General features: G+C 63.3%; 27 protein-coding genes, 1 tRNA gene and 1 pseudogene. 12 read left to right on the top strand and 17 right to left on the bottom strand.

Annotated features, from left to right (window positions below; translation table 11 throughout):
- Positions 1–248 precede the first annotated feature (248 nt).
- Together WDJ60_RS08365 and WDJ60_RS08360 are read left to right on the top strand one after the other, a co-directional pair.
- Positions 249–1,319, top strand: coding sequence for an ABC transporter permease (locus WDJ60_RS08365; protein ID WP_340099905.1), 1,071 nt, complete (start codon positions 249–251; stop codon positions 1,317–1,319).
- Positions 1,319–2,038, top strand: coding sequence for an ABC transporter ATP-binding protein (locus WDJ60_RS08360; protein ID WP_340099904.1), 720 nt, complete (start codon positions 1,319–1,321; stop codon positions 2,036–2,038). Before WDJ60_RS08365 ends, WDJ60_RS08360 begins: the two co-directional genes overlap by 1 nt.
- Before the next feature lie 14 nt (positions 2,039–2,052).
- On the opposite strand, the gene WDJ60_RS08355 is transcribed toward WDJ60_RS08360, so the two are convergent.
- Positions 2,053–3,387: a RimK family alpha-L-glutamate ligase gene (locus WDJ60_RS08355; protein ID WP_340099903.1), complete on the bottom strand. Its 1,335-nt coding sequence runs from the start codon at positions 3,385–3,387 to the stop codon at positions 2,053–2,055.
- A 104-nt stretch (positions 3,388–3,491) separates the two neighbouring features.
- On the opposite strand from WDJ60_RS08355, the gene WDJ60_RS08350 reads away from it, so the two are divergent.
- Entirely contained in the window at positions 3,492–4,496 is a 1,005-nt protein-coding gene (locus tag WDJ60_RS08350) for a succinylglutamate desuccinylase/aspartoacylase family protein (protein ID WP_340099902.1), read from the top strand.
- Between the two features lie 18 nt (positions 4,497–4,514).
- On the opposite strand, the gene WDJ60_RS08345 is transcribed toward WDJ60_RS08350, so the two are convergent.
- Positions 4,515–5,570, bottom strand: a complete 1,056-nt coding sequence (locus WDJ60_RS08345; RefSeq protein WP_340099901.1) for a saccharopine dehydrogenase family protein — start codon at positions 5,568–5,570, stop codon at positions 4,515–4,517.
- Between the two features lie 77 nt (positions 5,571–5,647).
- Here WDJ60_RS08345 and WDJ60_RS08340 point away from each other — a divergent pair, with 77 nt between their 5' ends.
- Both WDJ60_RS08340 and WDJ60_RS08335 read left to right on the top strand, forming a co-directional pair.
- Entirely contained in the window at positions 5,648–5,965 is a 318-nt protein-coding gene (locus WDJ60_RS08340; protein ID WP_340099900.1) for a cupin domain-containing protein, read from the top strand.
- A 42-nt stretch (positions 5,966–6,007) separates the two neighbouring features.
- Positions 6,008–6,517 (top strand): MOSC domain-containing protein, encoded by a 510-nt coding sequence (locus tag WDJ60_RS08335; protein WP_340099898.1) that lies wholly within the window; start codon positions 6,008–6,010, stop codon positions 6,515–6,517.
- Between the two features lie 193 nt (positions 6,518–6,710).
- On the opposite strand, the gene WDJ60_RS08330 is transcribed toward WDJ60_RS08335, so the two are convergent.
- The 11 genes from WDJ60_RS08330 to WDJ60_RS08280 all read right to left on the bottom strand — a co-directional run bounded on the left by WDJ60_RS08330 (position 6,711) and on the right by WDJ60_RS08280 (position 15,924).
- Positions 6,711–6,794: transfer RNA gene (locus WDJ60_RS08330), tRNA-Ser, on the bottom strand.
- A gap of 26 nt (positions 6,795–6,820) precedes the next feature.
- Positions 6,821–7,576 carry a hypothetical protein gene (locus WDJ60_RS08325; RefSeq protein ID WP_340099897.1) on the bottom strand — a complete coding sequence of 252 codons (756 nt, stop codon included), beginning with the start codon at positions 7,574–7,576 and terminating at the stop codon, positions 6,821–6,823.
- 74 nt (positions 7,577–7,650) lie between these two features.
- Positions 7,651–8,565 carry an alpha/beta fold hydrolase gene (locus WDJ60_RS08320; protein WP_340099896.1) on the bottom strand — a complete coding sequence of 305 codons (915 nt, stop codon included), beginning with the start codon at positions 8,563–8,565 and terminating at the stop codon, positions 7,651–7,653.
- The gene (aroC, locus tag WDJ60_RS08315) at positions 8,566–9,795 is read right to left on the bottom strand and encodes a chorismate synthase (RefSeq protein WP_340099895.1); all 1,230 of its coding nucleotides are present in this window, start codon (positions 9,793–9,795) and stop codon (positions 8,566–8,568) included.
- 47 nt (positions 9,796–9,842) lie between these two features.
- Positions 9,843–10,331: a PIN domain-containing protein gene (locus tag WDJ60_RS08310; RefSeq protein WP_340099894.1), complete on the bottom strand. Its 489-nt coding sequence runs from the start codon at positions 10,329–10,331 to the stop codon at positions 9,843–9,845.
- Complete coding sequence (locus WDJ60_RS08305) at positions 10,332–10,634, bottom strand: ribbon-helix-helix protein, CopG family (protein WP_340099893.1); 303 nt, start codon at positions 10,632–10,634, stop codon at positions 10,332–10,334.
- Between the two features lie 62 nt (positions 10,635–10,696).
- Positions 10,697–11,986, bottom strand: coding sequence for a 3-phosphoshikimate 1-carboxyvinyltransferase (gene aroA, locus WDJ60_RS08300; protein ID WP_340099892.1), 1,290 nt, complete (start codon positions 11,984–11,986; stop codon positions 10,697–10,699).
- A gap of 103 nt (positions 11,987–12,089) precedes the next feature.
- A complete protein-coding gene (locus WDJ60_RS08295; protein WP_340099891.1) occupies positions 12,090–12,986 on the bottom strand; it encodes an ABC transporter permease in 897 nt (298 codons plus the stop codon).
- Positions 12,983–14,008, bottom strand: coding sequence for an ATP-binding cassette domain-containing protein (locus WDJ60_RS08290; protein WP_340099890.1), 1,026 nt, complete (start codon positions 14,006–14,008; stop codon positions 12,983–12,985). Before WDJ60_RS08290 ends, WDJ60_RS08295 begins: the two co-directional genes overlap by 4 nt.
- Positions 14,009–14,140: 132 nt before the next feature.
- Positions 14,141–14,533, bottom strand: coding sequence for a winged helix-turn-helix transcriptional regulator (locus tag WDJ60_RS08285; protein WP_340099889.1), 393 nt, complete (start codon positions 14,531–14,533; stop codon positions 14,141–14,143).
- 47 nt (positions 14,534–14,580) lie between these two features.
- Positions 14,581–15,924, bottom strand: a complete 1,344-nt coding sequence (locus tag WDJ60_RS08280) for a halocyanin domain-containing protein (protein ID WP_340099887.1) — start codon at positions 15,922–15,924, stop codon at positions 14,581–14,583.
- A gap of 92 nt (positions 15,925–16,016) precedes the next feature.
- Between WDJ60_RS08280 and WDJ60_RS08275 the strand changes: the two genes are divergently transcribed.
- Positions 16,017–17,198, top strand: coding sequence for a M24 family metallopeptidase (locus tag WDJ60_RS08275; RefSeq protein WP_340099886.1), 1,182 nt, complete (start codon positions 16,017–16,019; stop codon positions 17,196–17,198).
- Positions 17,199–17,215: 17 nt separating this feature from the next.
- Here the strand turns inward: WDJ60_RS08275 and WDJ60_RS08270 are convergent, their stop codons facing one another.
- Positions 17,216–17,848 (bottom strand): class I SAM-dependent methyltransferase, encoded by a 633-nt coding sequence (locus tag WDJ60_RS08270; RefSeq protein WP_340099885.1) that lies wholly within the window; start codon positions 17,846–17,848, stop codon positions 17,216–17,218.
- Positions 17,849–18,056: 208 nt separating this feature from the next.
- On the opposite strand from WDJ60_RS08270, the gene WDJ60_RS08265 reads away from it, so the two are divergent.
- Both WDJ60_RS08265 and WDJ60_RS08260 read left to right on the top strand, forming a co-directional pair.
- Positions 18,057–18,209: a hypothetical protein gene (locus WDJ60_RS08265; protein ID WP_340099884.1), complete on the top strand. Its 153-nt coding sequence runs from the start codon at positions 18,057–18,059 to the stop codon at positions 18,207–18,209.
- An 87-nt stretch (positions 18,210–18,296) separates the two neighbouring features.
- Complete coding sequence (locus WDJ60_RS08260; RefSeq protein ID WP_340099883.1) at positions 18,297–18,506, top strand: ribbon-helix-helix domain-containing protein; 210 nt, start codon at positions 18,297–18,299, stop codon at positions 18,504–18,506.
- An 11-nt stretch (positions 18,507–18,517) separates the two neighbouring features.
- Here the strand turns inward: WDJ60_RS08260 and WDJ60_RS08255 are convergent, their stop codons facing one another.
- Together WDJ60_RS08255 and WDJ60_RS08250 are read right to left on the bottom strand one after the other, a co-directional pair.
- Positions 18,518–18,928, bottom strand: coding sequence for a JAB/MPN domain protein-containing protein (locus WDJ60_RS08255; RefSeq protein ID WP_340099882.1), 411 nt, complete (start codon positions 18,926–18,928; stop codon positions 18,518–18,520).
- A 51-nt stretch (positions 18,929–18,979) separates the two neighbouring features.
- Complete coding sequence (locus WDJ60_RS08250; protein ID WP_340099881.1) at positions 18,980–19,672, bottom strand: hypothetical protein; 693 nt, start codon at positions 19,670–19,672, stop codon at positions 18,980–18,982.
- Between the two features lie 102 nt (positions 19,673–19,774).
- Between WDJ60_RS08250 and WDJ60_RS08245 the strand changes: the two genes are divergently transcribed.
- Positions 19,775–20,464: a VOC family protein gene (locus WDJ60_RS08245; protein WP_340099880.1), complete on the top strand. Its 690-nt coding sequence runs from the start codon at positions 19,775–19,777 to the stop codon at positions 20,462–20,464.
- Between the two features lie 37 nt (positions 20,465–20,501).
- Here the strand turns inward: WDJ60_RS08245 and WDJ60_RS18830 are convergent.
- Positions 20,502–21,052, bottom strand: a pseudogene (locus tag WDJ60_RS18830) (mechanosensitive ion channel domain-containing protein).
- A 47-nt stretch (positions 21,053–21,099) separates the two neighbouring features.
- Between WDJ60_RS18830 and WDJ60_RS08230 the strand changes: the two are divergent.
- The 3 genes from WDJ60_RS08230 to WDJ60_RS08220 are packed head-to-tail and all read left to right on the top strand — an operon-like array spanning position 21,100 to position 23,124.
- Entirely contained in the window at positions 21,100–21,348 is a 249-nt protein-coding gene (locus tag WDJ60_RS08230; RefSeq protein ID WP_340099877.1) for a hypothetical protein, read from the top strand.
- A gap of 37 nt (positions 21,349–21,385) precedes the next feature.
- A complete protein-coding gene (locus WDJ60_RS08225; protein ID WP_340099876.1) occupies positions 21,386–22,333 on the top strand; it encodes an ABC transporter ATP-binding protein in 948 nt (315 codons plus the stop codon).
- Complete coding sequence (locus tag WDJ60_RS08220) at positions 22,330–23,124, top strand: ABC transporter permease (protein WP_340099875.1); 795 nt, start codon at positions 22,330–22,332, stop codon at positions 23,122–23,124. Before WDJ60_RS08225 ends, WDJ60_RS08220 begins: the two co-directional genes overlap by 4 nt.
- Positions 23,125–23,207 lie beyond the last annotated feature (83 nt).

The raw sequence follows: 23,207 nt of genomic DNA, 5'->3' as shown, positions 1-23,207 counted from the left end.
ACTCGACAGTTTGGCGACCCATGCAAAAGGATTTCTCTCTGTCGCTGCTCGACCACCGAAACACCACCTCTCCTCGCCACTCGTTTGCAGAATCCACAAGAGATAACTGCCCCGTGGTGATGGTCACCACTAGCTCGATGCCAGTCTGTCGCCGTTCCCTCGTCGGTTTCGCTGTCGAGACAGCGGCGACGGCTGGTCCACGCGAGGAGACGAAACTGACGTACTCTCACGGGACGGTGGGGTGAGCGATGTCGCTACGGTCGCTCCTGCGCAAGGAAGTCCACTGGAGCAAACACAACGTGCTCGCGCTGGTCTTCCTGCTCATTCTCCTGCCGTCGTTTTTCGCCTACACGAGCGTCGCCTTCGAGACGGTCATCCCGCGGGACGCACCGGTTGCCGTCGTGCCACAGGACGAGGAGGTGACCGACAACGACATGAAGATCATCGAGGGGTCGCTCGTCCAGTTCTCGGACCCGCAGGTCGTCGAGAGCGAGCAGCGCGCCCGTGACATGCTCCGCAAAGAGTCGGTGTACGCTATCGTAACCGTGCCGCCCAACATAACCGACGAGAACGAGGACAACGCCACGTTCCGATTCATCGTCGACGGGAGCGTCGTCCCGTTCAAGGAACCCTCGAAGGCAATCCGCAACATCGCGGCCTTCCAGTTAGACCGGGCGCTCCCCGCAGACGTGTCCGTCCAGCGCGAGGTGGTCGCCCCCGAGAGCTCCCTCTCGGAGTACCTGCTCTCGATTATGGTGATGCTCTTTGTCATCCTCGTCGCCTTCACCTACGTCCCGTACAATCTCGCGCGGGAGAGCGCCGTCATCGACCGGCTTCGGGCAGAGGCATCGCTGGAAGCTGTCCTCGGCGCGAAACTCGTCTACTTCACTGCCGTCCTCGCGATTCCGCTCGTGGTCTTTCAGGCGGCGTCGAACTATCTGGAGTACTCCATCGACGTGCTCGCACCGGGGAGCGTGCTCGCGCTTGCGCTCACGTTCGTCTTCCTCTCGGCACTCAGCATGGCCGTCATGGTCCTCTTTCGATTCTCGACGATGGGTCGGTTCGTCAACGTCGTCCTCCTGCTGGGCGTCATCGGGTTCTCGGGGCTGGGCTATCCCGTCGGCTACTTCTCGGCACTACGTAAGACGGTGGTTCGACTGCTTCCGACCCACCACACGATGATTGTCGCCCGGAGTGCGATGTTGAAGGGGCTGGACCTGTCGCTGTTCGTCGACTGGCTGGCCCTGCTGGGCGGGTTCACGCTCGCGACGCTGGTCGTGCTCAAACTGTCGGCGGTCTACTACCGGGTGAGCGCCTGATGGCAATCGAACTCGACGAGATACGGAAAGTGTACGCCGACGTGACGGCAGTCGACGGCGTCTCACTGACAATCGGCGACGGACAGTTTCACTGTCTGCTCGGCCCGAACGGCTCGGGCAAGTCGACGCTCTTTCGGCTGATGCTCGGGTTGACCAGACCCTCCAGTGGCACGCTCTCGGTGCCCAGCCAGCGAGTGGGGTGTGGGTTCCAGCGGCCGAACTTCTACCCGGACCTGACCGTCGCCGAGAACGTCGACGTGTTCGCGCGGATGATAGGCGGGGTCGACGACGACTGGCGCGAGACACTCATTGAGGAACTCCGTCTGCGCCGCGCGATGGGGCGGACCGCATCGGAGCTGTCAGGCGGGTTCGCACGGAAACTCGACCTCGCGCTGGCGCTGCTCGACCAGCCCGATTATCTCCTGCTGGACGAACCGCTGGGTGCGCTCGACGACGTGTCGAAGACTCGGCTGCTGGCATTTCTCGACAGCTACACCGACGACGGCAACACCGTGCTGGTCTCGACTCACCACATCGACGACTTCGAGCAGTACGTCGACCGCGTGACAATCATGCACCGTGGGCACGTCGTCGAAGACCACGCTGTCGACGACATCGACCTCGGCGAGCACGAGACGATTCAGGCGTACTACGTTGAGACGGTACTCGCGAGGGATAGGGAGACCGAACGAAGTGAGGTCTCCAAGAGTGAGCGGTGAGCAGCGCCGCGGAACTACTCTTCTCGTTCGCCGTTGTCCTGTTGTGCTTTCCTGGTCACGTCGACGTGGTAGTGTTCGAGGATGTCGCGCCCGAGCAAGAGCTGGTAGTCCATGTGGCCGCGGTCCTCGACGCTGGCACTGACGGTGTGCTGGGTACCACCGACGCCGACGACGACGTCGACGACTGGTCTCGTCTTCCCAGCTTTGACGCTCCCCGAGCGGACGTGGACGATATCTTTGATCGGGCCGGTTCCGATTTCGGCGGCCAGTTGCGAGTCGATACTCGTCCGCGTCGCACCGGTGTCGGACTTGGCGAGGACGTTTTGCGAGCCGCGCGTCCCGCTGACGACGACGTCCTCGATGAAGCCGATGACGCCGGGTTTCGACGGCGAAGTCCGTTTCTTTCGGGGGGTACACGCGGGCATGGAGTCGTCGAGCGTCCCCGCGAGCTCTTCGACTCGGTTGTCGTCGACAGTCCCGCCCGCACGTTCGATGGCGAGTTTGGCGATGTACGGCGCTGGACTCGTCCCCGTTGCCTTGTAGAGACCGCGAAATCCCGCCGTCGGATTCGCTTCGAGGACGACCCACCCGTCGCCGTTCTCGATGAGGTCCACCCCGGCGTAGTCGAGTCCGACCGTCGATGCCGTTCGGATTGCCATCTGTCTGGCTTCCTCGGGCAGGTTCTCGGTCGCATCCCGAACGTCGCTGCCCAGTGAGACGTTCGTCCGCCACTCGCCTTCAGGTGCGTGCCGGTACATCGCACCGAGTATCTCTCCATCGACGACGTATACACGGGCGTCGCGGATGTCACCGGGGCTGTCGACGAAGTGCTGGAGAAACGCCTGCCGGTCTCCAACACGGGGGTTGACGGGGTCGTCGAGGTCGACCTTCCATGCGCCGCCGCCGTGGGTGCCGATGGCCGTCTTGTACACCGCCTGTTCGCCGAACTGCTTGCGGGCCTCGTTGAGCCGTTCGCCAGAGAGCGCGAGCAGCGCGTCCGGAATCGGGATATCGGCCTCCGCGAGTGCGGCCGCGGTGGCGAACTTGTGCATCGCCGTCGTCACCGCCGCCGGACGGTTCAACATCGGTCGTGCGTGGTCGAACATTCGGGCAAGCCCCAGTTCCTCGGCGGGGTGTGTGCTGGTCGACAGTAACAGTCTGTTGGCGACCACGTCCACGTCCGGTTCGAGTGTGAGGTCACCGTCCTGAATAGAGACCGCCGTGTTTTCGCGACGGAGCCACTCGGTGTCGTGACCGAGCGCGTCGATAGCGTTGAGAATTGCCTTGCTCTCCTTGCTGCTGTGGAGTCCGAGAACACCGACGGTAATAGTAGAGGCGTCGTCTGCCATGCATGTAGTTTAGTCTACCCCTGAATAATGCTATTGTCGGACAACTGGCCCACGGCCGGCGCGGCGGCGGCACATGTATGTCCTCTGACCTCGCATCCGACACTATGCCGACAGCCGAGTCGTTCACGTATCAGGGAGGGCGGGTTGACCCCGGAGAGACCCAGCGCCTCCGCTACACCGTGACCGAGACGTATCTGGGAGACCCGGTTCGGATGCCAGTGACCATCGTCAACGGCGAACAACCCGGACCGACAGTCTTTCTCTCGGCGGCCGCCCACGGCGACGAACTCAACGGCGTCGAAGTCGTCCGCGAGGTGGCCGACGAGTGGGACCTCACCGGCCTCTGTGGAACGCTCGTCTGTCTGCCGGTTCTGAACGTTCCCGGCTTCATCGCCCAGCAGCGCTATCTCCCGGTGTACGACCGCGACCTGAACCGCTCGTTTCCCGGCAAGGCCGACAGCACCAGCGCGAAGCGGATGGCTCACAGCATCTTCCGGAACTTCGTCGCACCCTGTGATTTCGGCCTGGACTTTCACACCTCGACGCGTGGGCGCTCGAACATGCTGCACGTTCGCGCTGATCTGGACAACGACACCGTCGCCCGCGTTGCCAACGCCTTCGCCTCGCACGTCATCATCGACAAACAGGGCCCCACGGGGACGCTCCGCCGGGAAGCGACCGACAGCGGTGTGCCCACTGTCACTGTCGAGATGGGCGAAGCACACCGCTTCCAGCGGGAGTTTATCGACCCCGCGCTGGAGGGAATCCGCAGCGTCTTCGCCGAATTTGGGCTACTCGAGTCCGAACTCGTCGCGTGGCCTGGCTGGCGGACCATCGTCGCCGGGAGCGCCGAGAAGACGTGGATTCGTGCCGACACCGGCGGGCTCGTCGATATGCAGGCCAACCGGGGGACACTCGTTCACGAGGGTGAGACGATTGCGACAATCGGCAATCCCTTCGGCTCGACCAGCACCGTCGTCGAAGCTCCGTTTACCGGTCTCCTCATCGGAGTGGCTCAGAACCCACTCGTCTATCCAGGGAATCCGCTCTGCCATCTCGTCAGAGTTGACGAGCGAACCCAGCGGGCTATCGAACGCAACAGCGTCTAGATTGCCCGTTCTCCACTGTTAATCGAGATCTTCAAACGAACAGCCGTCGATTGCGAGAACGAACTCGGAGCCGTACGCCGAGGACGGTGTCTGGTAGCCCGGGACCGCCTCACCAGCGAGGACGCGATCCAGTATCTCGACGACGGACTCGGCGGTGAACTGGTAGGTCTCGGGTGTACGAACGCGTGAGCGGACAGTCTCCTCGCCGTTTGTCGCCTCGCCGTAGAACGACGCCGACCCGGTCTCACGCTCGTGTTTGTCCGGACCCTCCGCAGTCTGCTCGATACCCCATTGTAATGCGCGCTTGACCGGTTCCGCACTGAGAACGGGACCGAGAACATCCATCGCACGCATGACCCGCTGTCCGCGCTCGGAGACGGGAACGTACACGCCGATGTTCGGAATCCCCGTACTGTGGTGGGCCGTCGACACGTCGCCCCACGGGAAGGCAGTCATCGTCTGTGGCCCCTCTCCGGTGTCGATCACCCGAGTGCGCTCGCCGTAGGGGACCGAGACAATGTGGTCGTTTTCCCGAACTGCCGACCCCTCACCCAGTCCCTCGACCATCGTCTTCATCGTTCCCGCGGAGGCTTCTATCCCCCCCGCGTCGAACGCCACCGTTAGCTCCGTCGCGTCTGGCAGCCGTTCGTGGAGGTGTGCTGCCAGACAGTCCGATGGCACCACGTCGAAGCCCGCGCCGGGCAGGAACATGAGGCCGGCGTCGGCCGCCAGTTCGTCGTACTGTTTGATGGCCTCCAGTACGGGTATCTCGCCGGTGATGTCCAGATAGTGCGTCTCGGTCGCCAGACAGGCGTCGACCATCGGCTGGTAGGTGTCGACGAACGGCCCGGCGCAGTGGGCCACCACGTCCACGTCGGCCAGGTGCGGCGCAACGGGGTCGTCGAGGCCGAATGCGCGATACTCCAGTTCCAGTTCCGCTGCGAGCTTCCGCAGTGGGTTCTCGCGCCGGCCGGCCAGTATCGGTTCGATGTCTGCCTCGACGGCGGTCCGTGCGACCAGTTCGCCAGTGTAGCCGTACGCGCCGTAGACGAGTGCAGTAGTGTCGTCGCTCATAGCCACATCTGGTGCCGTAGTCAGAAAAACCACCCGCGACGAATCTTTTAGCCGCTGGCGCTCGAACCCACCGTTGGATGTCTCATACCAGAGTCAGCTACGACGACGTCGAACCGCGCGCGCCCGGCATGCACTTCCTCCGCGACGCGCTCGACTGCGACCAACTCGGATTCACCGTCCTCGATGCGAGTGCCGGCTGGGAAGGGAAAGAACACGATCATTCGCACGACGATCAGGAAGAGGTCTACTTCCTCGTCGATGGCGCTGCGACGCTGACGATCGACGGCGAAGACGTACCACTCGACGCGGGTGATGCCGTCCGCGTCCCGGCCGATGCAGCCCGTGAACTCGCCTTCGAGGAAGAAAGCCAGATGATCATCGCCGGCGCACCGTAACCCGGCGGCAAGAGAGATACGGCCGCAGACCGTACCCGGTCTATGGAAGTCGAGGCAATCTACGTTGCCGAGGCCGGCGGCGAACCGATGGAACGCCGTGGCTCGATTCGTGCCGTTGACGGCGGACTCGACGGCGACCGCTACTGCACCGGCCGCGGCTACTACTCCCCGTTCGACGTCTGCCAGGTCACCTTCGTTCAGGCCGAGGCACTGGAGACAATCGAAGACCAGACGCGACTCGACGTGACCGACGGCCAACACCGAAGGAACGTCGTCGTCCGCGGCGGCGACGTGCACGACCTGTTGAACCACCGCTTCTCGCTCGGTAGCGTTACGTTCGAAGGTACCCGCCCGCGTCCGCCCTGTCGGCACGTCGAACAGGTGGCCGGACAAGATGGGTTGATGCGGGCGCTCGCCGACGGCAACGGCGGCATCTGTGCTCGCGTCGCCGAACCCGGCGAATTCGCTGTCGGCGACGAGGTTCACGATGTCGAAGACCTCGGTAACTTCGAGTCGCTGGTTTCGAATATCCGCGACCGCGTCGGGAGGTGAAATGACGGTGTTGCGTCGAGTTCTGGGAGACAGGGCTCGTCAGATGACCAACGGGAATCTGACGGGGGGATGGGATTTGAACCACGCCGAGATAGTCCTGGTCGGTCGCTCCGCTCCCTGCGCGGGCTGTGACTCGTCTACTTCAAATCCCACATTACGTATTTGCCGCTCACGAGATGTTCGCGGCAAAATACGGTGGGGATGGGATTTGAACCCATGAGTCCTCTCGGACACCTGCTCTCAAGGCAGGCGCATTAGGCCGCTCTGCCACCCCACCGCAGTCGTACCTTTCCAGCCAGTACCCTAAGAACTGTCGGAAGTCCGCGCCACTGCAATCCCACCTTCGCTCTCTTCGACGTACAGTCCCAGGTCGTCGATGACTGTCGCCGTCTCGATGGGGACGTTGCGCTCTGCGCGCAGTCGGGCACGGATCTGTGCGACGGCGTTGGCGAGGTCTGTGCCAGTCTCGACGACGGGAGCCATAGACAGGAAATCGACATCGAGGTCGGCATCCCGTGCGCGAGCGGTCAGCGTCTCGACGGCCGGCGCGGCGTAGGCGTTCTCGAAGTCGATTGACTCGGAAAACCCTGCGTAGTAGAGTCGACCGTCGGTCGTCGGCCCCAGTACCACGTCACTGGAGCGAATCTTCATCGCTGCCGACCCGATCTGTTGCCGTCCGAGGAACGGCGTGGCTGGCTTCACGATGGCGATGCTGTCCTCGTCTTCCTCGTCGAGCAAATGTGTCGCCGTGTTACCGGCGCGGCCGGCGAACGTCTCACCGACCTGCACCTCGTACCGGGCTTCGTCCGGTTCTTCGAGCGCGTCGTCGAGCACGGCACGGAGCGACGCTTCGGGGTCGACATCCGCGGGCACCTGCTCTGCGGGGCGGTAGTTCACCAGCAAGTCGCCAGCGCTGGCCTGAATTCCCCGACAGAGGTCCGTGAGCATCGCTTCGTACAGCCGCGCCGCTTCCGCGGCTGTCACCGGTGTCGACTCGACTATCTCCGGGAGGACGAACCCTTCAACCGGAGGGTCTGCAAGAACGACGAGCGTGGCCATACCTTCGCTCGGCCCGGTAGCGTCTTGGCCCTTTCCGTTCGCTGATGGCAGGCTTCGACAAGTGCAGGCGCGTGTCAGTCCAGGAACGCTGCGGCGTCGCGGGACGTCGCGTCCGGTGCCTCCTCCATCGGAACGTGCCCCACACCGGCATAGGTCTGCAGTGTTGCGTCGGGAATCTCGTCGACGAACTGCTTGCCGAGCGAGAGTGGGAGCCAGTCGTCTTCTTCACCCCACTGGACGAGCGTGGGACAGGAGACTGCAGTGGGTTCGAACGGTGCCGGCGTCGCGTTCTGCGCCAGTTTGATGACTGCCCTGCGGTTGCCCGTCCGCAAGAGAAGGTCGTGGTACCGTCGAACGATGTCACCCGTCAATTTGTCCGTATCACCGTACGCGTCCCTGAGAATCGCCCGCGTCGACGCCCGCGGAGTGCAGTACCGCGGCACCACGTCGAATCCGGGCGAGAGGAGCCACTCTGTCTCCGGTGGGACGAGTTGCTGTCTCCCAGCGTCCAGCAAGAGGAGCTTTCGGACCCGTTCCGGATGGTTGACCGCGAATCGCCAGCCGATTGCCCCGCCGAGTGAGTTGCCCGCGAGTGCCACCTCGTCGAGTCCGATTGTCTCACAGAACGCGTCGAGGAAACCGACGTAGTACGAGAGGCTGTACTCCCCGTTCTCGTTCGGGCCGGTCAGACCGAAGCCGGGCAAGTCGAGACGGACGACCCGCACGTCCTCGAATGCGTCGACCCACCCATTCCAGGTATGCAGCGAGGAGTAGACGCCATGGAGTGCGAGCAAAACCGGCGCGTCACGGGGCCCCTCGTCGCGGTAGTGGACGCGGGCACCGTCGACGTCGACGAACGCCGACGCCTCGTCGGTGTACCGCTGTTCCAGATACGAACCCGGCACGTCGGGCTGGATCATCCCCCATTCGGCGTACTTTTCGCGAGCGATTCCGGCGACAGCCGTCGAGAATTGCAGTGGAGGATACATCTATTCGTCGTCGATAGTTTCGGCGTGCGTGTCCGCATCGTCGGGGTCGTTGACGGGACTGGACGGGTGATAGTCGGTGTCGTACTCGCCGGGCCGGTCGTCGAGACGGTCGGGGTTGATACGCCCACCGAGGAGCATGAAGTCCAGAATCGTCAGGTTGAGCATCGCTTCGAGAACGGGGACGCCGCGCGGCATCAACACCGGGTCGTGGCGGCCGACGACCTGAATCTCCTTTCGCTCGCCGGTCTCCCAGTCTGCAGTCTCCTGGGTCTTCGGAATCGAGGTAGGGGCGTGCCAGGTCACCTCGCCGTAGATTGGTTCCCCGGTCGTGATCCCCCCCTGGAGGCCGCCGTGGTCGTTGCCGACCGGGACGGGGTCGCCTTCCTCGCTGACCGTCTCGGGGTGGCTCTCGCCGTCGTCGAACTCCCAGTCCTCGTTGCGCTCGCTGCCACGCATCGTCTTGGTCTCTTTGCCCTTCCCGAACTCGAAGGCGGAGGTCGCGGGAATCGAGAAGACCGCCTGTCCGAGACGGGACGCAAAGGAGTCAAAACGGGGGGCACCGAGACCGCGCGGGACGCCGCGGCACTCGAAATAGACGGAGCCACCGATGGAGTCGCCTGCTTGCTGGTACTCGTCGATTGCCTCGCGCATCTCCTCGGCCGTCTCCGGGTCGGCACAGCGTACTTCGTTCTCCTCTGTGTGTTCGAGCATCTCCTCGAAGCTCACCGCTGGCGCTTCGATGTCGCCGACCTGGTTGACGTGGGCCTTGACCTGTACGTCGTAGTCGGACTGGTCGAGAATCTCCTTTGCAATCGCGCCGGCGGCAACCCAGTTGACCGTCTCGCGGGCCGAGGAGCGTCCGCCACCGCCCCAGTTTCGCGTGCCGAACTTCGCGGAGTAGGTGTAGTCGCCGTGGGAGGGCCGCGGCGCGGTCACGAACGGCTCGTACTTGCCTGAGCGGGCGTCCTTGTTCTGGATGACCATCCCGATAGGGGTGCCCGTCGTGTAGCCGTCCTGCATCCCCGAGTTGATCGTGACTTCGTCGGGTTCTCCCCGCGACGTCGTGATCATCGATTGGCCCGGCTTTCGGCGGTCCAGTTCCGCCTGAATGTCCTCTTCGGAGAGTTCGACACCGGCGGGGACGCCGGAGACGGTACAGCCCATCGCCTCCCCGTGGGACTCACCGTAGGTCGTCACCTGAAAGAGTCTGCCAAAGCGATTCCCGTTCATTGGGAGTTTCTGTGGGGCGCTGGCATTTAGATGTTGAGAAAGACCATTCACTCCTCGAACAACTGCCGAGCGCGGCGGTAGATCGGTGCCCCGAGCCAATCACGTTTCTCCGCTAGCCGTTCGAGACGCTGGCGCGCTTCCTCGTCGTCCAGCACACCCCGCTTGACCAGTGCCCGGAGTAACAACGGTGAGATAGCAACCTGGGCGGTCGTCGCAGTTTCCAGTTCTGGGAGTGCTCGAAGGTCATCAGTCAGCAGATACGGCGCATCGAGGTCACTGGCGAGTATCGCACAGCTCCCTTCCCCTTCGTCGATACGTGCTGATTCGAGAGGAGTGTCGATGGTGTGTACGGTGAGCGATTCTTGCATATCGAGTACCGCGTCCGCCGCGTTTCCGTGACTGTCCGGGTAGTCCGCAGTCTTCTCGAGTTCGGTCACGACACGTTCGGTAGTGTGTACGTCGAACTCGGCCAGCAGTGTTTCTAACAGATCTGCAGTCGCTACGGAGACGAGCGCACTGGTGTCGGCCACGAGCATCTACAACTCCGCGAGGCCGTCGGCTATCTCCTCGCCGCGGTCGAGCAGGGATTTCGACGCCCGAACCGATTCGGCGTCCTGTCGACCCAGAACCGCAGTCAACTCCTCGAAACCGATTTGATCGTCGAGGTAGAGTTCGACGACTGCCTCCCGGAACGAATCGTCTCCCTCGACCTCGTCCAGATACTCCCGGAGCGCCGCCGTGACAATGTCCGTTCGGTCTCTGTGTGTGACTTCCGCTGCGAGGTCTGCCTTCTCGACCAACTCCTCCGGCAATCTGAAGTTCACCCGCTTGGTCCCCATCTGTGTATGTACGTTGTACATACGAACGCAAAAGCGTTCGGCTGAATCTTTCGTCGCCCTGTTCACTCCCGCCGCACGCTCGCACCCAGTCCCGAAATCACGTCGAAGAATTCGGGGAAGGACACGTCGACGTGTTCGATACCCCGAATCGTCGTCGTTCCCTCGGCGACCAGTCCGGCAATAGCCAGCGCCATGATGATGCGGTGGTCAGCGCGCCCGTCGACAGTCGCTCCCTGCAGGTCGGTGTCGCCGCCGTGGACGGTCAGCGTCTCCTGCTCTTCCTCGACGCTCGCACCCATCTTCGTCAGCGCCTCGGCCATCGCGCTCACGCGGTCTGTTTCCTTGTACCGGACGTGCTCTGCGTTGGTGATTCGGGTCGTCCCGTCGGCGGCGGCACCCAGCACCGCAATCGTCGGCAAGAGATCCGGCGTGTCTTCGACCCCGACTTCGATGCCTTCGAGGGCACTATTCTGTACCACAATCTCGCCGGTATCGCGGCCCCAGTCGACGGCCGCACCCATCGCTTCGAGGATGTCGACGATTGCCTGGTCGCCCTGTGCACTCGGATACGCAGATGTGACCGTAACGCTGTCGTCGCCCGCGAGCGCGCCCGCCGCGAGCAGATACGACATCGAAGAGAAATCGCCGGGGACGTTGTAGCCGTCACCAGCATCGTAGGTCTGGTGGCCGGCGACCGAGAAACCGCGTTTGGTCTTCCGGGCCTGAACGCCGAACGCGTCCATCACTTCGAGCGTGATATCGACGTAGGGTGCAGATTTGAGTTCGGTCTCTAGAGCGATGTCGATGCCGGCGTCGGTGTTCGCGCCGGCCATCAAGAGGGCAGTGATGAACTGCGAGGACACGTCGCCGGGAATGGCGGCCGTGCCGCCGACGATTGGCCCGCCGACCACGAGCGGTGCCTGGCCGTTGCTGCGCGTACTCTCGGCGCGCGCGCCGAGCTGGTCAAGCGCACGGAGGAGTGCACCCTGCGGGCGCGAGCGAAGCGAGTCGTCGCCGGTGAGCACGGTGAGGCCGTCGGCGAGTCCGGCCGCTGCCGTCACGAGGCGCATCGTCGTGCCGCTGTTGGCACAGTCGATGACGTCGTCCGGTACGTCGGGCGTCCCGTCGAAGCCGTCGATTTCCATCGTGCCGGCGTTTTCGTCGCGGGCAACGCTACCCCCAAAAGCTTCGACAGCGCGTGCGGTCGCGCGGGTGTCTGCACTCACGAGCGGGTCGTGGACTGTCGCGCCGTCGGCGTAGCCTGCTGCGAGAATCGCGCGGTGCGTGTAACTCTTCGAGGGCGGCGCCTGCGCCTCCCCACTGACCGTCGACCGGGAGATGTCTACGTCCATACGGACACGTTGTGGGGCCGTGTCATGAGGATAACGCCTCCCGATCAGTGCATGACACGTGCGGGAGCGAGAACACTGGAAAACCTCGGACAGAGAAAAGACCTTACTGCACGTCCGCGCTCGTCGCACGGCGGAGCATCACCACAGCAATCGCCCCGAGGACGATGTCGAGTACCAGCAAGATACCGATTGCCGGAACGAGCGTGTTCCAGATCCCACCGAACTGGGTCACCTCGATGACTGTCATCACGTCCTGGCCGAGGATGATAGCGCGGGCAGCGTCGACCCCGTAGGTGACGGGGTTGAACGTGGCGACGAGACCGATCCAGTCGGGGAGTGCATCGAGTGGCAGGAAGGCGGTCGAGACGAAAAGCAGCGGGAACTGAAGGAGGTTCGCGCCGATGATCGTCGACTCCTGGTCGCGCGTGATGACGGCGATGATATTCGACAGCGACATGAACCAGATGGCAAAGAGGATGCCGACGGCCATGATTCCGAGTGCGCCCACGATACCCGTCTCGATGGTCGCGCCGAGCGCGATACCGAGGACGAGAATAATAGCAATCTGAAAGGCAATGCGGAGTAGTTCCGCGCCGCTCTTGCCGGCGAAGACGCCGACGCGACTCATCGGACTCACCAGCACCTTCTCGAACATCCCCTGTTCGATGTCGTTGACCAGTCCGACGCCCGACGTTGCCGCCGCCGCCAGTGCCACCTGCATCGCGATAGCCGGGACGAGGTAGGTTTCGTAGGTGATGGTTGCGCCACCCCGGTTGATGGCTTCCGTCGCGATTCCGCCGAAGACCTGGGTAAAGAGAACGAGGAAGATAATCGGCTGGACGAGCGAGACGACCAGCACGAATGGATTGCGGACGGCCTTCAGATTCCAGCGCTTGAAGTTGACCCAGAAATCGCCGACGAAGGTGTTGCTGGTCGTGGCACTCCCGATTCCAGGAGACTGCTCGTCGGGCGTCTCCCCGTCGGCTGACGGCGTACTCATTGTGACACCTCCGACGGTTGCGATTCCGGCTCACCAGCAGTATCGTCCTGCGAGCCGTCCTCGACATCTTCGGCACGCTCGCCGGTAATCGCGAGGAACACATCGTCGAGCGTCGGCGCGCGGATGTTGAATCCGGTGACCGTGAGGCCTGCCTCCGTGAGCGCGACCAGCAGATCCGTTCCGTGCGAGCGGGCGCGCTCGGACGTGATGCTAATGCCATCGTCGGTTACGTCGATAGTGACACCGCTCTCGAAGAGATCAGACTCGTGGGCCACCGTGGCCGCGCGCTCGCTGGCGTCCGTGCCGTCAGCGAGTTCGATGTCGAGAATCTCGCCGCCGACGCGGCGCTTCAGCTCACTGGGCGAGCCATCGGCAACGATATCACCGTCCTTGATAACGCCGATACGGTCACACAGCTGGTCGGCCTCTTCGAGATACTGCGTGGTCAGAAAGATGGTCGTCCCCGCTTCGTTGATACGCTCGAAGTACTCCCACAGTCGGTTGCGAGCCTTTGGGTCTAATCCAGTCGTCGGTTCGTCGAGAAAGACCAGCGGCGGGCGGTGAACGAGGGCAGTCGCAGAATCCAGCCGCTTTCGCATTCCCCCGGAGAACCCGTCGGCACGCTTGTCCGCGACATCGGCGAGGTCGACCAGGTCCAGCAGTTCCGCGATGCGCTCGCCTCGGTCCCCCCGCGGGACCCCGTAGGACTCACAGGCAAATCGCAGGTTCTCTCGTGCGGTAAGTTCGGGGTCGATACTGGTCTCCTGTGGCATGTAGCCGATGGAAGCGCGGACCTGCCGGGCCTGTGTGCGCACGTCGAAGCCGTTGACCGTCACCTGTCCGCCGGTCGGGTTCAACAGCGTTGCGAGAATCTTGATTGTCGTCGTCTTCCCCGCACCGTTGGGACCGAGAAACCCGAAGAACTCACCGCGCGGGACCGTCAGGTCGATACCCCTGACGGCCTTCGTCCCGTCGGCGTAGGTCAACTCCACGTCTCTGGCCTCGATGGCGTACTCGGTCATGTAGCCCCACTACGGAAGCTGAACTGTTAAGCGTTCGAGCGAGGTAGTTCGTAGCGACTACCGGAGTTGGTAGTATCGTTACTTCAGGGAGCGGTAGCGCGGACGCCGGTTCTCGGCGCGCCAATCTAAGGGCTACTCCGGAGAGCCGTGGACCAGTTCTGTCTCCTCGCCGTGTTCTTTCGCCCACTCGTAGAGTTCGCGGAATATCGGGTCGAGGTCGAGCGCGCGCTGGGTCGCCTCGTACTCGACCCGCGGCGGAATTTCGTCGTAGGAGCGGCGTTCGAGCAGACCACCCTCGACGAGTTCTTCCAGCCTGCTCGACAGCGTGTTCGGCGAGATGCCGAGCGTCTCCTCTAACTCGGAAAAGCGCCAGGGTCGCTGTTCCTCTCGGACGACGTAGAACAGAATCGCCATCGCGTGTGAACGCCCGAGCAGCGAGAAAAGCTCCGTCGCGGGGTGACCCCCGTCGTACTCACCGGGTATCGGCGGATTCGACGCGCAGTCGTCGGTGGTCCGTTCCGTCATATTCCTCACTACCAGTTCTGAACCAAAGGTAGTTCGGGACTGAACCGCTACTCTACCGGGTGATCAGTGCCAACGACGATTGCGCCTTTCATACCGGCGGCTCTGTGCGGGGCGCAGTAGTACGTGTAGATTCCTGGCTGTTCGAAGGTGAAATTGTACGTCGTTCCCACATCGCTGACGGGGTCACCGGAGGCGAACGTCTCGTCCTCGGCGACGACGTTGTGTGCGCCGCCCTCACCAGTCCACTCCCAGACGACCGTCGCGCCAGTATCCACGTGGACGGCTGCCGGGCCGAAGGCTAGTGCGGTTTCACCACCCCCAACACTGATTTCCACCGTTGCCTGCCCTGTCATATCGACGAGAGTCCCATCGTAGTTGTTTGCATTCTCGAGGTATCCGTCGAAATCCGGTTGCCGGTAGTCATCTGACCCACCATTCTCAGTTCCGTTGTCGGTCTCTGAAGACGGGTCGTACCTCCTGCTGTACGAGTCGAGAGTATCGCCACCGACGAGAACCACTCCTTTCATTCCAGCACCTTTGTGCGGTGCGCAGTAGTATCGGGTAAAGCCCCTCTCGGCGAATTTGTGGTCGTAGACGTGCCCGGCATCGGCAACGGTGGTGCCCGAATCGAAGGAATCGTTTTCGGCGATAACGTTGTGCGCCCCGCCTTTATCGGTCCAGACCCACGACACGTTCGTTCCAGGGTCGACGTGAATAGCGGGTGGCCCGAAAGCGAGGCCGTTGTCTGCACCAACAGCAACAGTCACCTCGTCGAACCCCCGAGCGTCGACGAACCCATCGTAGTCGTTCGCGTCCGCGAGGTAGTCCACTGCTACTTCTTGTTCACCAGGTGGGTCGCCAGCCGTCGGGTACTCGTTCCCGACGACGAGAGCACCGAGCATCCCGCTTGCCTCGTGAGGCACACAGACGTAATTGTAGACGCCGTCTTCTTCGAACGTGTACTTGTAGGTTCCCGATGACGTGGGCGACCCGGAGTTGAATGTTTCGTCCTCGGCGACGACGTTGTGCGCGCCGCCCTCACCGGTCCACTCCCAGACGACCGTCGCGCCGTTGTCGACGTGAACGGCTGCGGGACCGAAGGCCAGCCCAGAGTTCCCCGCACCGACGTTGACCGTCACTTCGTCCTGCCCGGTCATGTCGACAACGGTTCCGTCGAAATTGTTTGCGCCGGCGAGGTGGCCGCCGAAATCCGGCCATTCTTCCAATCCGGAACTAGCAGGTGTTTCCGCAGGCGTCGGGTCGTCCTCAGCCTGTTCGTCGTCTCCGTCTGTCGGCGTCTCGTCTTCGGCGATACAACCAGCGAGACCGACGATGCCAGCCGTTCCAAGTCCACGCAAATAGTACCGCCGCGTCGCCCTCCGCTCGCTCATGTAGCTGTAGTTTGACACCATGATGATAAGTATTCATATTTATCGTGTCGGCGTCTGCGGAGATATTTATCTGTGGCCGCCGGAGAGCGGGTATGAACCGTGACCTCTCGACACTCGACACAGCGCTCGACGAGCAGGGCGTCGACGGCTATCTCATCGACGCTGCCTCTGACGATTCGGACCAGTACTACCTCTCGGGGTTCGATGCGCCCGATCCCTTCCTGACGCTGTACGACGGCGAGATTCGACTACTCTTTGCGCGCAGTCTCGAATACGGGCGGGCCGTCGAAGAGAGCGCGGCGACGACCGTCCAGCGATACGTCGACTTCGACCACCAGAAAAAAATCGAGGAGTCCGGACAGCGCGAGGCCGTCGACCGCGTCCACGCCGCGTTTCTGTCGGCCCACGGTGTCGACAGCGTCGCGGTCCCGCCACGGTTCCCGCTTCGGACTGCCGACGGCCTTCGTGAGCAGGGTATCGAGGTCGTCCCCGACGAGGACGGCACGATTACCGAGATTCGCGCCACAAAAACCGAGGCGGAAGTCGACCACATCCGGACCGCACAGCGAGCCAACGAGGCCGCGATGGAGCGAGCCGAACACCTCATCGCGTCGGCCGACGTGGACGAGGAGGGGCGCCTCCGCCACGACGGCGACGTACTGACGAGCGAGCGCGTCAAGGAGGCCATCGAGGTGGCGCTACTCCGACATGGCTGCGCGCTGGACGAAACCATCGTCGCGTGCGGACGCGAGGCGGCTGACCCCCACGACCGGGGGAGCGGTCCGCTCCTCGCTGACGAGCCGATAATCGTCGACATCTTCCCGCGGGACAAATCGTCGAAGTACCACGCCGACATGACCCGCACGTTCTGTCGCGGTGAACCGGACGACACGGTCCGGGAGTGGTACGACCTCACCCAGCAAGCCAAGGAGGCAGCACTCGCCGCTGTCGAACCGGGCGCGACTGGTAAGACAGTCCACGACGCGGTCTGTGACGTGTACGAAGACGCCGGCCTGCCGACGCTCCGGAGCGACGAACGCACCGAAACCGGCTTCATCCACAGCACCGGTCACGGCGTCGGACTCGATGTCCACGAACTCCCCCGGGTCAGCCCCGGCGGCGAGGAACTCCAGCCGGGCCACGTCATCACTATCGAACCGGGCCTGTACGACCCCGAAGTCGGAGGCGTACGCATCGAAGACTTCGTCGTCGTCACGGAGGACGGCTACGAGAATCTCACCGACTACCCCGAGCAATTAGTCGTCGGTGAGTGAGTCCCCGCGGGAGTCGCTCAACTGGTCGTCGCCGTGACGACCCGGGAGAGTCGTGGGTGCCACGGCGGGCCGGTGACGACGCTTTCGATGTCGTCCCAGCCAGCAGCAGCGAACTGTTCGCGGGACTCTGCGTCGGTCCACGTGTGAAACAGTGCTTCGTTGACGACTGTCGCCCAGTTCTGAGTCGGAACCAGCGACGGAAATTCCGGACGGTTGAATCCCGCGACGAGAATGGACCCGCCGGGACGTGTCACCCGCCGCGCTTCGGTGAGGGCCGCGACGGGGTCGGGAAAGTAGATGACAGCGCCGACGGAGACGACCGCGTCGAACGTGTCGTCGGGGAACGGCAGATGTTCAGCGTCAGCACGGAGAACGCGGACTGCCGTGTGCTTTCGTCTGGCACGAGACAGTTGCGGCGCGCTGCGGTCGACGCCGGCGACCGTGCCAGCACGCTCGGCGACGGACGCACTCGTCTGCCCCGTCCCACACCCCACGTCGAGAACGTCGTCCTCTGCGGAGAGAGACAATCTGTCGAGCAGTCGGCGCTGGAGCGTCGTGGGCCAGAACGTCTCGGCGACGACGGGGTCGTAGAACGCCGAGACGCGTGTGAACCAGTTATCTGCGGCCGTTCTGTGGTCGAGAAGGCCCATACTGACGCTTCGCAACTGCGTCACTTGATTACAGCGGCGGATATCTCCACACCGACACTCGCTCTCACGGCCTGACCATCATCATGAACATTTATTAGGGTTGGCTATAGATGTAGAGTTACGATGGTCGTAGTACGCGCGGTAGGCTGTTCACTCTGACTCCCCGGCAGTGTCGTCTTTCGAATGTATCTCGCCCAACACCGAACCCATGAGTATCCAAACACCGACCACGGAAATAGCACAGACGCGTACCGCGACAACACAGTTCACCACACGGGACGCCCCACAGACGTTCGACCCGCACAACACCGACCCCTGTCCGTCGATGTTCGCGGACAAGTGGGCAGCGACCGAGGAGTGATCGACGCGTTACTACGTATTTGCCTCACCCCGAGCTGCTGCGCCGGGTGACACAACGCATATCCCCGCTGCTGCCTATTCCCCGGGCATGACCGAGTACACCACCGTCTCGATCCCGAAAGACCTCGGTGACCGCGTCGAAAAGACTATCGAAGGAACCAGTTTCTCCAGCACCAGCGACCTGGTCCGTTTTCTACTCCGGAGTATCGTCATCAAACACCAGCAAGAAGGGGAACTGACCGAGGCGGAGTTCGACGAAATCGCAGCACAACTGAAAGACCTCGGCTATCTCGACTGAACGTGTCGGTGTCAGGGGGTTTGCTCTTCGGGCGGTTCCACATCGAGGATGGTTAGCTCCTGCTCGTGACCCGTCCGGTCGAACGCAGCAATGGAGTCCTGGGTCCAGGGCGGCACCGCGATGAAAATAATCTCGTGGAAGTCGTCCCGCTGGGAAAGCCGTAAGTCTCCCTGCGGGTGCGAGACGAAACGCCCCTGCGTCTGCCCGGGCGGCGTGCCGAGGTCGACACCGAAGACGGCGTTGACGGAGCTCCCGGCGCTGGGCAGGTAAAAATGCGTAAACACCGGCGTCTCTGGATCCAGGTCTGTATCGGGAATCTCTCCAGCCGGTGTGACTGCCAGTGAGATGGTCGCTTCGTCCGGGTCGCGCTCACTGGCGAGTCGAAGCAACGTCTGGACCAGGCCTTCTGTCGCGTACAGCACACCCCGGTCTACGCTACCGGGCCACTTATCACCACGGTCGGGGATTGCCGGTCACACCGGCAACGAGCGCTTGAAGATATTGAAGTAGAGACTCGGCGTCCGACTCCGAGAGCCGGAGATAGCGTCTCGAAGCGCCGCTCTAGCGTCGTTGTGGATGCCCTCGCCGTGGCCGACTAGTACCCGGTCGGGGGCAAGTCGCCCGAGTTTCTTCGGCGGAACGAGTCGGAGTGCCGGATGGACCCCCAGTCGCTCCCGACCAGTCAGGAAGTACTCCGCGGTCCCGACCGATTCCGGGACCACGAGAACGCCCGTGTCTTTACTGTAGAGTGCGGCTTCGCTCCAGGCGACGTTATCGAGAATCGGATGCGCGGCGTACCCAGTGTCGGCCAGTTCACGGTGAAACGGGTCGACCGGGGCCGCGATGTCGTCGCTGATGTCGGCCATGAAGTGGGGGACGTAGACGGGAACGTCGTGACGAGTCGCGATTGCGGCTGCATCGCGCTTGTGCCGGTCGAGCAGGATGACAACTCCTGCGACCTCACCGAACTCCGCAAAGAGGTCATCGATACCTTCGGCGTCGACCGGGTCGATGACGTATACGTCGCCGTCGACGGCGATAGCGTGGCTGGCCCGCTGCATCCGCTCGTCAGGGTAGGCAATCCAGCCGACGCCGCCCGACTCCTCGTCGCCGAACCGGTCTATCTCTTTCCACTCCGTCGCCAGGCCGGAGCCTTTCATTGGCATACCTACACTATGAACTCGACCACGCAAAAAAAGACCGCCAAACTGCGTCGGCGCGACAGTGGGAAACCAGTCTATTTGTGCGGGCGAACCGAACGGTCACACATGCTCACAGACCCGCGGTGGCTTGCGCTGGAGGTGAAGTATCTCGACCGCGCACAGTCGTTCTACGAGGCGTTTCTCGACCTGGACGTGCGCGAGCGACGTGACGACGAAGTCGCGCTGGAGGTCGGCGAGACGGACCTGATTCTCCGCGCGCCGAGCGGCGTCCCCCGCGGCGGTCTCCACACCCACTACGCGCTGTCGATTCCAGCAGCGGAGTACGACAGCTGGTACGACCGACTGGACCAGCGGTTCGACCTCGTCGAGCACACCTTCGGCGACGCCCGGTCGCTGTACTTCTACGATACGGAGGGCAACTGCGTCGAACTCGGTGAGTCAGACGTAGCAGGACCCGGCATGTCGGGGCTGTTCGAGGTCGTCTTGGAAGTCGAGGTGTTAGAGCGGGCTGAGACATTCTACGAAACTATCGGGTTCGAACCGGTCGACTGGGGTGACGATCGCAAGCGTGTCCGGATGACCGCCGGCGCGTTCGACATCGAACTCTGGGAGCCACACCTCGGCCTCGCCGATGCACGCGGTGGCGTTCACGTGGACTTCGGCATCGGCGTCGACGACCCCGAGGCGACGGCAGAACGCGTCGCCGACGATGCACTCACGGTTCGAGACATCGACGACGGGGTTCGACTGCGCGACCCCGACGGCCACTACCTGACACTGGTCGAAGAAGCCTGACGAACCAGCAGATCAAGCCAGTACCGGCCCAAGAATATTACGCCGCAGCTGCGTCGCCGGCTTTCTTCGTCCACTTCGACTCCACGTCCTGGTTTGCGACCCCGACCACGTCGCCGTCGTCAAGTTCGAATCGGCTCTTGCGGAGTCCAATAGCCGTGACAGTCCCGGTAATGCTCGCGGCATTGACCCGGTCGCCGGGGTTGAATTCGGGGTCTTTGAGCAGGTAGATGCCGGCGACGGTGTCCTCGATCATCTCCGAGAGGGCGTAGGAGACGCCCAGTGCGATGAACCCGGCGGCGGTGCCGAGGCTCGCGGCGATCTCCCCCTACCGACGATGTCGAGAAAGAGGAGCGCGGCACCGAACCAGAGAAAGAGAGTCACGACGATGACCAGAAAGTCGACGACGAGTTGCTGCTCGCTGGGATACGCCCGCGACAGCGCTGTCCGGAGCAGTCATCGGACGAGTGCGATGCCCAGGTAGACGATGAACAGAAACAGCAATCCAGAGAGAATTTCCGGAAGCGCATCGAGAACGCCGTCGGTAAACGATTCGAGCGTCGACCGAACGATCGCAGTCGGGGTCGCCATCGAGCAACGAGTCGCGCGGCTGCCGGTTATGTTTTGGGAGAGCGTTGATGGGCGTCGAACCCGTCTCACATGGCATGTACAAATCGGTCCTGACGTGGCAGGAGTTTCGGAGAATGGCGCTGTACCGGCAGTTCATCATCGGGATGATGCTCGCGTTCGCCGTCTGGATGGGCGTCGTGACCGCGCTGTTCGCGGCCAACGGGGAGGCAGTGGCGGTCCTGACGCTCGCCGCCGCGCTCGCAATCGGAATCGGGGCGCTGACCGTCGTCCCGGCGAAACTCGCGACCAGCGGCTAATCGAACCCCATTTCTTGTCGGCGGCCAACTGCCGAGTATGGACGCGCTCGTCGCCGAAGACGTGTATCGCCGGTACGGCGAGACGGTCGCACTCGATGGCGTCAGCCTCACCGTCGGAAAGGGTGAGGTGTTCGCGCTCGTCGGCCCAAACGGGGCGGGGAAGACGACACTCGTCCGCGCGCTCACCGGAACGACCGACGCCGAGGGGTCCGTCGCAGTGTTCGACCAACACCCCAGAGACGTCGACCGAGAGCGCATCGGCCTGCTTCCGCAGGATTTCACGCCTGCCGAGCGGTTGACCGCTCGCGAACTCGTCGAGTACTACGGCGGCCTCTACGACGAGTCTCGCGACGCCAACAGCGTTCTCGCCGACGTTGGTATGGAGGAGGACGCAGACACCCACTACGAGAATCTCTCGGGCGGCCAGCAGCGCCGAACCTGCGTGGCGACGGCACTGGTCAACGACCCCGACCTGCTCGTGCTGGACGAACCGACGACCGGCATCGACCCCGCCGGCCGGCGCGCACTCTGGCGGTTGCTGGAGAACCTGGCTGAGGAGGGGACGACCATCTGTCTCACGACGCATTACATGGAGGAAGCCGAGCGCCTGGCCGACCGCGTCGGACTGCTCGCCGACGGCCAGCTCGTCGCCGTCGACTCGCCGGCGGCACTTATCGAGACCCACGGTGGCGAGAGTCTGCTCCGTATCGAGGGCGACATCGAGGACGGCGTTGCCGAGCGTCTCGACTACCCCACAGAAGTGACCAGCCACGGACTCACAGTCAAAAACGTCCCACCGGAGGCTATCGGGACGGTCGTCGAGACGCTCTCGGCTGCTGGTGTCACCTACGAATCGCTGACGTGGACCGACCCGGACCTCGAAGACGTGTACCTCGAACTGACGGGACAGGCAGTCACTGCGAGCGGGGAGTCACTCGAGAGCGGCGACAAACCGCTCGTGACCGGCGAGGGGGTCTCCTCGTGAGCCGACTCCGACGCATCGGCGCGGAGTTCCGGGCGGCCTGGAGAGCCTTCCTCCGGCGGCGAACGGCAGTCTTCTTTACCTTTTTCTTCCCGGTCATCATCGTCGTCATCTTCGGCGTGCTCATCCAGACCCAGCCCGCAAGCGGCGGCCTCTTCGCGGAACCACCGGGCTGGTATCTGCCCGGCTATCTCGCCGTCGTCGTGCTCTTTACGCCGCTGTCGCGGGTGGGCAGCGAAGTGGCGCGCCACCGCGACGGCAACCGCTTCGAGAAACTGGCCACGACGCCCCTGACCCGCGCGGAGTGGCTGGTCGCACAGACGCTCGTCAACGTCGTCGTCATCGGCGCGGCGGGACTACTCTTGCTCGGCCTGCTCGTCGTCGCGACGACAGCGACGATTGCCGTCTCGCCGCTCGTCGTCTTGCTCGTCCCCTTCGTCGCGCTTGGCGTCGCGCTGTTCTGTGGCGTCGGCGCGATGCTCGGGAGTTACGCCGACTCCCAGGACGGCGTCATCGCCGCGAGCAACGGCATCGCCCTGCCGCTGCTCTTTCTCTCCGAGACGTTCGTCCACCCGAATATGTTACCAGACTGGCTCCCGACAGAGCTGTCGCCACTGACGTACTTCGCTCGCGGCGTACGCGCGGTGACCTACGACGCGGCCCAGCAGCCGGGCGTGCTCGCCACCTTCGACGGCCCGGCGAGGCTAGGTGCCGTCGAGTACCTGCTCGTCGTCGCCGTGCTCGCCGTCGTCGCGTTCGCACTGGGTGCGCGCGCACTCCCGCGAACGGACTGACAGGTCCGGAATACCCGAACTGGACCCGGGAACAGCCACAAGATATAAAAAATATTTTGTGCTGTCACATCGGTGGTCGTTTG

The organism is Salinibaculum salinum (assembly GCF_037645885.1).
Classification (GTDB): Archaea; Halobacteriota; Halobacteria; order Halobacteriales; family Haloarculaceae; genus Salinibaculum; species Salinibaculum salinum.
This window is presented reverse-complemented; position numbering and strand designations above follow the sequence as displayed.